Genomic DNA, 9,417 nt, shown 5'->3' on the forward strand with positions numbered 1-9,417 from the left:
AGGCGGTTTTTTTATCCCGAAAATAGGCTTTACCACTACAGGTCCCAATACGAGGGTTTTGCTGCATACGTTGGATCAAAACTTCGAAGTATCTGGATGGTAAGTCTAAATCCAGATCAAACTTACAAACATAATCAAATTGAGAAACATCAACCTGATCGTAACCGTGATAAAAAGCCTCAATAACGCCGGGGCCCACGCTGCGATGCCCACGATTTTCACGCGTAATGATTTTTATAAACGGATATTTCTCAGCATAGTCAGACAGAATGTTTGGTGTTTCATCAGTAGAACCATCATCAACAATGACCCATAAATCAGGCTGGACGGTTTGATTCACCACACTATCCAGCGTAATTCGCATGTATGCGGCTTCATTTCGACAAGGAGAAACCAAAAGATACGACATAAAGCTTTTCCTTACTCAGTGTTATTTATATTCGATAAGCTGGCTTTTAAGTCCAAGCTTTTTGTTTTTAAAAAACTGCAGCATGCCGGTCAATTGTGGCCATTTGCCAACGACATTGGAAACAGCATAAGCAAAAGCCACCTTGACATCACTCAAATGAGGGCGGTATCGCATGGTTAACCTGAGAATCTGCAGTGGATACACCATAAAAAGCACAAGCATAAAAGGCATTATCAGTGACAGCACAATAATTGCCAAAGGCAGCAGGAAAGACCAGAAAAGAATGCTTAGGCACTCTGACTGTTTAAATTTTTCGGAGGACTTACCATGTAATGCATATCCCTCCGCATAAGCATGACCCGCCCTTTGGTTGCGCTTCCACCACTGACTGAAGCGTGTCATTGCAGCATCATGCAGAGTCATTTCAGCATCCAAGCGCATCACTTTCCAGCCCAGTTGACGCATTCTGAAACACATTTCGGGTTCTTCTCCGGCAATCAAACTATCTTGATAACCATCCACCGATGTTAATGCAGAAACACGAAATAAAGCGTCGCCACCACAAGCTTTGGCTTCACCGATTGGCGTATCCCACTCAATATCACATAACTGATTGTATATAGTTGCTGTTGGATAACGCTCTCTACGACGACCACATACGGCTGCAAAATCAGGATGTGATGATAAAAATTCAAAAGCTAAACCTAGCCAGGAGCGCTGCACTTCGCAATCACCATCTACAAATTGCACATAATCCAACTGTGGATTAGATTCAAGTAAAACCGCCAGGCCTGCATTACGAGCCCTTGCAGCTGTAAAAGGCTTTGTCATATCCAGTTCAACAACTCTAACGCTCATTTCCAGTGCCATCTCAACACTGCCATCGGTTGAACCAGAATCAACATATACGATATGTTCGATATCATTACACAAGGATGTTAAACATTGCTTCAGACGATCGCCTTCATTTCTCCCTATGACTACTGCTCCAATAAGCTTTCCACTGTAATCCATAGAAGCAGTCATTCCTTTTAGATAAATCTAATTATTTTGAGTTTATAGAAACAACTTTTCATCAACATCATAGCTATTTTATTAGTCTTGCATCGGTAATTTTTGCACTTGATGAATAGTTACTTAAATCTAGCTCAATACCTAATAGTTTTCCCAAGTTTTCCAAGTCATCATTAAATATTTGCACTAGCTTTGACATGTGTTGTTCGTCAATTTGTGGCCGATTCTTTAATGTAAGTTGCTCTTTGACCTTATCCCGGAACGCTTTAGGGATAAGATTTCTTCTTAACCACGCTAATAACGGATGATTAATAACAAAATCATAGCCTTTAAAACGACGGATTCGATCACTTGAGACATTTTGTTCCGGTAAATTTTCATACCAGATAACTGGGGAGGAATATCCCAAAAAGCGAGTCACCTTTTCCAATTCATATTGTGGTCTAACTCTAAAAGCCTCAGAAAAGGCAATATGAATATTTTCTGCACCATAAGCATCTATGAAGGGGGCAAGCTGCATTGAGTAACGACTGTAATTTACAAGCTCATCAAACTCATCAATTGCCTGATTAATATTAACTTTTATAACATTTTGCGACCACTGATGAATGTAGTGAGAAACTAACCGGTCAATTGGATGGCGAATAACATAAATTAGTTTTAATGAAGGCAAATAGGCCTTCATTCGTTCTATCGTCTGGGGGTAATCGGGTAATTTTGTATAGTGCGTACTGGATTCACCACAAATATCGCCAGCGTCTGAAGCAGAGTAAAGATTGGCATACCAATCAAGCCCCAATTCATATATCTCATCATCACTGAAGAAATTTGGCTCTTTAGGGGTCGACATAAAAAAACCCGGCTGTAATGCCAGTTGCTCATGCAGCGTACTAGTGGCACTTTTCATCGCACCAATAATAATGAAATCAGGTTTGGTCATAATCATCAGGATGTGTATATGGCTTAGTCGGATTTAAATAATTTATCCAGTTATCCTGCCACTGCTTCGCGACTATCTTAGATTTATATTTATTTGAAAGCAGGCTTCTTATAAAGGCAATGAATGCGCCTAATGACCATAATATATTGGCTGACAATAAACCACTTTGGCCATACAGTTTATAAAAATAAAGGGTACGCGATTCGTAGAAATATCTTGGTACACGTTTACGTAATTTTGTTTGTGATTTTACTGGTGAGCTGCCACCACGAAGATGTACAACATGTGCCTCGGGGTTATTTAACACTTTCCACCCAGCCTTTAACGCACGAAAGCTAAACTCAACATCCTCATAATACATAAAAAATTTTTCATCCAATAAACCAATCTGCTCGATCACTTCTGCTTTGATCAAAATACATGCAAAACTTGTCCATTGATAATAATCTGAATAATCTTTTACTGGTTGAGCAACAACATACTTTCTGAATGCTTTAGTTATTAAGCTGGTACTTGCCGAATTGATGAACTCACTGATGGGGGTATGAAACCGGAAACAACTTTCCTGTGCTTTGCCAGAAGTAGACTCCAATCGTGGACTTATTAATCCTGCCTCAGGATGCTTGTTTGCTGTTTCTAAAAGAAGACGAATGGCACCAGGTCGGACAGTGGTATCACTATTCAGTAATAAGTAGTTTTTAGCTTTTACAGATTGAATGCCAAGATTATTTCCACCAGAAAAACCTTTATTAATATTTGAAGCAATTAAATTAACCCAAGAGTTTGCTGCATTTTCCTTGAGCCACTTATCGAGAATTAAGAGTGAATCATCTCGGGAGTCATTATCAATTACGACAACTTTCATGACGGAAATATCAACTTCACTGATCAATGACTCCAAAACACTTACAGTCAAGTGAGGTGTTTTATAGTTAATAATAATAATTGCTAAATCAATCATGTTGTTTCATCACATAACGACAGTTGTCAATGCGGTTCTGGAAAGTCTTTTCAAAAGTATGCGATTTGGCAAATTCAATGGCTCTTCGAGATTTGTCAGCGACTTCATTTCTGTTTGAATTAATCTCAATCAATTTTTCAACCAGAGTATTAATACTCCTTAACGGTACTTCCCATCCAACATCTGCAATCTTCAGAATCCCGCTGTGTGCTTTGTTTGCATAGCCTAATATCGGCACGCCGCACGAATAGGTTTCAAGATAAGTACATGAAGGATCACTTTGTTTGTGACAGCAAATAAAGACGTCAATATTTTGCTGGATGAAAGGGACTAATTCAGATTTATAATCAACTGCTCCATGAAAAGTTACAAAGTTCGAAAGTTTTGCCTTGTCAATTTCACGACTCAAGAACTCATTCAAATCACCATCACCAAAAATATCTAAATGAAAATCTACTTTTTTTTTCTTCAGAATCTTGGCAAATTCAATTAAATCATCAGCACCTTTCATGGCAGTAATACGCCCGGAAAAAGCAAGTCGCAGAGTATTGTTACTTAATAATCTACTAAGCCGTTCATTTAGGTTTTCATTGCTTATCAGCATGTCGACTGTATTGCGTGAATCAAAATATAACAGTGCTGATTCAGCATCTTTTATTCTATTCTGATAAGCATTATAAGCGGGTGTTCCATTTGCTTGTAAGCCATCAGCATAAACCAAAGATGAACGGCGCTTTAGCTCCATCAAGAGCAGCCAGATCGTCGTCTTTATTTTTTTGAAAAAAGATGCACTGGATAAAAAATTAATTTGTATACGTGTTTCCAGTATGTACTCAATGTAATAAATACATTTAACCTTATATAAATGACAAATTTTAGATAAGCCTAAATTGCGAAACTCATCGGCCGAAACAAGCGCAACATCAACTCCGTTTAAATGTTTTATACCTGGCTTTTCATCATCATCAAGAAACACGAATTTTATCGGTGATGCTTCTTTAACATATTCCACTAAACCAAATTTCGGGAGCGGCGCTGTACTTTTTCTTATACAAACCTGCAACGCTCCTCCCCAAAGTCTCTGATATATGCTTAATCCATCATAGAACTTTCTGTCAAAGAACTTTTTGTCGTTCTCTATCCAATACCCTACAGAAGGGATAAGGCATAGTTTACTCATGGGTATACATCTGACTTATAGTGACGAAATACATTAAATATCCTTGGATGATTCCAAACTATCTATTAAAGCTGACTCGAATTGATCGCAGGATTTCTCCCATGAATTCTGTTGCGCGGTTTCAAAGGCATTCTCTGATAATTGCCTCCACTCTTTTTCAGTTGATTTTGATATCAAATTAATTGCGCCAGCTATTTTTTCGGCACTGTAATCATCAACTAATATTCCATTTTCTGGTGTTATCAGATCAGTGGCAGCACCTGCTGGAGTGGCTATTACCGGGGTTTTACAGGACATAGCCTCTAATATTGGCAAACCAAACCCCTCTTTGATACTAGTAAACAACCACGCATCACATGCTGAATAAATATCTTTTATTTGATTTTGATGAGGACTCAAAAAAAACTCGGTTTTATCAGGTAGCGGCATATCCAGGGTTGGGCTCTCAGCAGCAAAGACCTTTACAATCAATTCCGGATTCGTTTTTCTAGCAAGTTCAATAGCATCAATGGCTATTTGAGTCCCTTTATAATGTCTCGGAGAATACATAAAACCCACTGTTGCTGTTGTTTGTTTCTCTCTTGCAGGTGAAAAAAACTGTTTGCTGTCGACACCGTTTAACACAATAGCATCCACCAAAACATCTTCGTAAGTTTTCAGGCAATCGGCAATCCAGCCAGAAACAACAATCTTTTTGAATGGTAACCTGAACGTTTGCCTTACCCGCTCCACAGGAAGCCAGGGGTGAACCTCATAATGCTGAATAAAATAGATTTTCTGCCCCTTGGACTCAGAAAATTTTGCGACCCATTCGGCTGTGTTCCAAAAGGTTGCAATTACAACCTCTGCATCCGGAATATCATCTTGTGTTACGTTTTCATGAAAAGGTAACTCATGCAAACCAGCCTTTTGATGATCAAAATATGGGCAAGTCAACTTTGACGGACGCTGCCCTTTAAGTAACCTTAAAAATACTTTAAGTTTTTGTTTAAACGTTTTTTTTGGGGGAGATGGATATAGAACATTAACTTTATGGCCCCGCTCTGCCAAAAGTTGAGCATATATACCAACCACTCGCACTCCACCGGTAAGGTTCAGCTCAGGAAGAACAAACGTAACCCTCAATGCAGATCCTTTATTATTTTTATATTAAAGTCCATGTTCAATATTTAACTTTTGGCAAACTGATTTTTTCAAACTACATTCTTTAAGTTCAAGGGGATAACTATTCCGGTAGTGAATCTAAATAACATTCCAAAGCCGTTGTATTAGTTAGATCCACATCATCAAATGTAATAATTTGGCCTGGCTCAATCTTTCTGATGACAGGTGTATCTTGCAACAAGCAAATTGGCACAGCATTTTTATGATTTTTAATCTCTAACACATAACCGCGGGCATCGAACCCCCCAGCACCTTGCAAAATTTTATCACCTGGATTTAATTGTCTTTTTGCAACCGCCCCAGCTGTTATAGTTGGTGATGAGGAGTTATTAATTAATACGCCTTCACCATTAATTACACGACGGAAAGTATTCATTACTTCCAAATGGGGGATATGGAAAGGTCGTACAAAAATATATGCTGTTTTTTTAGTTGTTTTTAACCTGCTCAATGCCAAATATCCGGGAAGCAAGTTTGCTTCTTCGTGATCTGCTAGAATTAAGACTCCTGGTGGCGCGCCATTGCATAATAAATATTCACTCACGGGGGCACCAAGTGCTTTGGCTGCATCAACCAAATAATCAAGGTCTTCTAACTTTTCAACCGTTGCGCCTATCATTCCTTCCTTCGCAATTGCTGCATTTAATCCATTTGCGACCAGAGCCTGCTCTATCTGAAGTTTGGTACCATCTGTAAATGAGGTAACTTGGGATAAGGTAAGTTTTTGTTTATCTGCCCAGTAACGCATCTCCTCTTCTACCGGGTTCGGATTAAGAAATCCTTTTAAATTTACATAAGCCAGAGGTTCACATCCCATACCTACAAGCTCTTGTTTAAGTCTTGCTAAACATCCAGGCTGATCACCATCAGCTTCACTTATATAGGCTCCACGTTTGATAAAGTAAGATGCTGATGTCACTTGAAACTCAGCATCTATTGTAATAACTTTTTTATCTGTTTTAACAACTTCTGATATCACTCTGGTAGCGTGTAAGACATCACCTGAGCACTCAAGGATTAAATCCGATTCGTCAATTAGCTCCTGAATGGATTGTGTATACAAGCTTTGAGGCAATTGAGGTAAGTCATTAAAGTCGAGTTTTCTGCGGGTTAATATCTTTGATACGGTCATATCAGAAGACTTAAGAAGCATTTTTGCTACACCATAAGCAATAAAGCCTGTTCCAACTATACCAATTTTTGTTTTATTCGACACGCCCCCTCCCTTGGTCATTGCACTACCCATCTTTCAGTACATCTTGAACCTATGTATATCATTTGCAACTAACACTGCCAACAACAAATTACTTATGATAAATTTTACATTGTTATTTTTTCAAACAATGCTGCCTTTTAATATGGTTTGTTATAAGGCTATACTAGCTATGTCAACTAATAATATGAGTCTCTGAATGTCTTCACAATACGACTTAATTGGTAAACTTGCTCAATATGAGCATTTAATTGTTCTTAAGGATTGGCTAAATTTTTTACAACAGCCACCACAAAAAATAGTACTTTATTCTGATCTCGATCAAGCGAAAGTCGAGCAAGATTTAAAATCATCAGGCTATACGGGGACACTCATTTTGATGCCCTTTGTTGAGGGTGATGATTTAAAAAATGATGAAACAAGCATTCTGGAAAAACTGGTTGCTCAATGTAGTGCAGAAATCTATGTATCCATCAACCTTGATACGCTGGCATATACTTCTGAAAAAAATTGGTTACCAGAAATAATTGATGATTTGATGCAAAACAAATATCAGTTTGTTACTGGGTGTGGAATCATCTTTGAGGCAGATCAGCCAATAGAAGGGACCGAATATTTAAAAACTCAACGTTTTAGCTATAATTTTTGCATTATGAAAAAAACTTTATGGCAGGAAATCATGGATGAGTTCCGTGATGCTGATATAGATGAAAGCATACGCAGATTTCATTGTGAATGGGCTATCGAGCAAGGTCTTCTCAAATACAACTATTGGGGCCGAAGACGTCTGGACTCGATGCACTGGCGTGTTTTTCATGTACAGGAATGGGGGCCTAGAATGGCCAAAGTACGGCGAGACTTTTTTGCTGGAAAAGGTATTAAATCGTATGCGAATAAAATTTTTGAAAAAACAAAACACCCTTGGGAGCAATATTATAAATACCCAAAGCCAAAGATATTAAAACGGTTTCGTATCTGGCTGGGTGAGAAACGACGTCGTTTAATATCAGCTAATTAATGAAACTAGATAATTGCCTAAAAAATAAGCCACAAAGAACATTGGCAACATTAAAAATTCGCGTTTGATATTTAATATGCCCGCTTTTTTCATCATGAAGAGAGTCGTCGGTATATTCGCCATATCAAGCAATCCAATAAAAACTATTGCACCGATCAATCCATAAAAATTGTGAGCCAGCGGCAATCCAATAAACAAAACTGTTACCGTTACCATCATCATAATAGCGTGACTTTTGGAATCACCTCGAGCCATTAAGCAGGCTGCCGCCATATTGAAGCCAACAAAGACAATTGAAACCGACAGCACTTGAAACATCCAGCCGGATTCCAGATAACGCTCATCATACAAAAACGCAATAATCACACTGCCAGAACTGGCTAAAAATCCTGCAGCTGTCATCGTCAAAAAGTCGACCCTTAAACGCAGTCGATAATAGACTGATTTTATTTTTTCAGGATTTTCTCTAAAAACCTCACTCAGCATGGGATAGAATACTGAACCGGCAAGTTTTTTCATGATTTCACGCGCTGCATTTGCCATAAAAAAGGCAATGCTGTAGATGCCCAGCATTTCCGGCGTTAACCATGCCCCCAAAAATAACCTATCCCCCTGTGATAACAAAAAACCTAATATTGACCCCAGAAAAATCCACTTACCAAAATGAATAATGTCATGGAAATGCTGTTTCTCAATTCTAAAGCGACAGCGGTCACCTAAGCTGGAATGATGAGATAACAGCATTTTGGCGATGGCTGAGATCAAACCAGCAAGCACTAACACCCATATTTCGCGCCAAAACCAGGCCACAGAAACCATCACTACCAAACCAATTGCCTGGCTGAACAGTTCAATCGAAATAACCTTTCCAACAAGTAACTTCCTGTTAAGTAAAAAAAGATTAACAGAGTTACAACCGGCCAATACTGCAGTAAATGACATAACCGCAAGTACGTACGGTAATATCGGATCTGCATAAACTGAATTTTCCGGGAAAAAGTTCTGTTGTTGTGCAAAAAATAAAGCCAGACTTATTAATAATGCAATGATAAAGATCAGAATTCCACGAAGGATCTGGACACTCCAGGCCGTATCCAGGTAACTTTGGTCCTCCCCCTTTTTGCTTTGTACAATGTTCTGCTGTAATCCAACATCAGAAAACATTGCAATCCCCATCATAAATACCGTCACAAGTGCCATTACACCAAACATGTCCGGTACCAATAGTCGGGTCATGATCAGGTTGCTGGCTAATCGAAGAATTTGTGAACTCATATGGCCTGCAAACACCCATGCGGTAGATGTCGAGACACGTTTTTTCAGGGATAAATTGTGCATAGTCGCTTATCGGTTTGTTTGTTAAGATGCGTTTTTAAAAAAATATTGTGAGATCATGTCTGAGTATATCCAAACGGTTCTTGTTATAACGGTTCTCACGGGAATTACCTACAGCCTGATGAATAAAGCACTGGCTGGCAACTTCAATATCAAGCAGCTTAAAAAATGGCAGTTCTCATG

Annotated in this window: 9 protein-coding genes; 1 reads left to right on the forward strand and 8 read right to left on the reverse strand. The window is 38.7% G+C overall.

The annotated features are described in order from the left end of the window. The 7 genes from B3O33_RS15295 to B3O33_RS15325 form a co-directional block, all read right to left on the reverse strand. Positions 1–409: glycosyltransferase family 2 protein (locus tag B3O33_RS15295; protein ID WP_292363918.1), on the reverse strand; the 409-nt coding region annotated here is incomplete at its 3' end. Positions 410–430: 21 nt separating this feature from the next. Then, positions 431–1,423, reverse strand: coding sequence for a glycosyltransferase (locus B3O33_RS15300; protein WP_292361772.1), 993 nt, complete (start codon positions 1,421–1,423; stop codon positions 431–433). Positions 1,424–1,496: 73 nt separating this feature from the next. After that, a complete protein-coding gene (locus tag B3O33_RS15305) occupies positions 1,497–2,363 on the reverse strand; it encodes a sulfotransferase family protein (protein WP_292361771.1) in 867 nt (288 codons plus the stop codon). After that, the gene (locus B3O33_RS15310) at positions 2,350–3,324 is read right to left on the reverse strand and encodes a glycosyltransferase family 2 protein (protein WP_292361770.1); all 975 of its coding nucleotides are present in this window, start codon (positions 3,322–3,324) and stop codon (positions 2,350–2,352) included. The genes B3O33_RS15305 and B3O33_RS15310 overlap by 14 nt, the downstream gene beginning before the upstream one ends. Then, positions 3,317–4,504 carry a glycosyltransferase gene (locus B3O33_RS15315; protein ID WP_292361769.1) on the reverse strand — a complete coding sequence of 396 codons (1,188 nt, stop codon included), beginning with the start codon at positions 4,502–4,504 and terminating at the stop codon, positions 3,317–3,319. Before B3O33_RS15315 ends, B3O33_RS15310 begins: the two co-directional genes overlap by 8 nt. A 33-nt stretch (positions 4,505–4,537) precedes the next feature. Then, on the reverse strand, positions 4,538–5,629 hold the full coding sequence (locus B3O33_RS15320) for a glycosyltransferase family 4 protein (protein WP_292363919.1): 1,092 nt from the start codon (positions 5,627–5,629) through the stop codon (positions 4,538–4,540). 100 nt (positions 5,630–5,729) lie between these two features. Beyond that, the gene (locus tag B3O33_RS15325) at positions 5,730–6,884 is read right to left on the reverse strand and encodes a hypothetical protein (protein WP_292361767.1); all 1,155 of its coding nucleotides are present in this window, start codon (positions 6,882–6,884) and stop codon (positions 5,730–5,732) included. A gap of 196 nt (positions 6,885–7,080) precedes the next feature. Here B3O33_RS15325 and B3O33_RS15330 point away from each other — a divergent pair, with 196 nt between their 5' ends. Then, positions 7,081–7,899 (forward strand): hypothetical protein, encoded by an 819-nt coding sequence (locus tag B3O33_RS15330; protein ID WP_292361766.1) that lies wholly within the window; start codon positions 7,081–7,083, stop codon positions 7,897–7,899. Here the strand turns inward: B3O33_RS15330 and B3O33_RS15335 are convergent. Next, entirely contained in the window at positions 7,888–9,237 is a 1,350-nt protein-coding gene (locus B3O33_RS15335) for an oligosaccharide flippase family protein (protein ID WP_292361765.1), read from the reverse strand. The two genes, B3O33_RS15330 and B3O33_RS15335, sit on opposite strands and share 12 nt — an antisense overlap. Between the last annotated feature and the right edge of the window lie 180 nt (positions 9,238–9,417).

The organism is Methylophaga sp. UBA1464, assembly GCF_002325665.1.
Classification (GTDB): domain Bacteria; phylum Pseudomonadota; class Gammaproteobacteria; order Nitrosococcales; family Methylophagaceae; genus Methylophaga.

Excerpts from the sequence above, each read along its gene's own strand:
- B3O33_RS15335 (WP_292361765.1), bottom strand. The coding sequence starts at position 9,237 with ATGCACAATTTATCCCTGAAAAAACGTGTCTCGACATCTACCGCATGG.
- B3O33_RS15305 (WP_292361771.1), bottom strand. The coding sequence starts at position 2,363 with ATGACCAAACCTGATTTCATTATTATTGGTGCGATGAAAAGTGCCACT.
- B3O33_RS15310 (WP_292361770.1), bottom strand. The coding sequence starts at position 3,324 with ATGATTGATTTAGCAATTATTATTATTAACTATAAAACACCTCACTTG.
- B3O33_RS15315 (WP_292361769.1), bottom strand. The coding sequence starts at position 4,504 with ATGAGTAAACTATGCCTTATCCCTTCTGTAGGGTATTGGATAGAGAAC.
- B3O33_RS15300 (WP_292361772.1), bottom strand. The coding sequence starts at position 1,423 with ATGGATTACAGTGGAAAGCTTATTGGAGCAGTAGTCATAGGGAGAAAT.
- B3O33_RS15330 (WP_292361766.1), top strand. The coding sequence starts at position 7,081 with ATGTCTTCACAATACGACTTAATTGGTAAACTTGCTCAATATGAGCAT.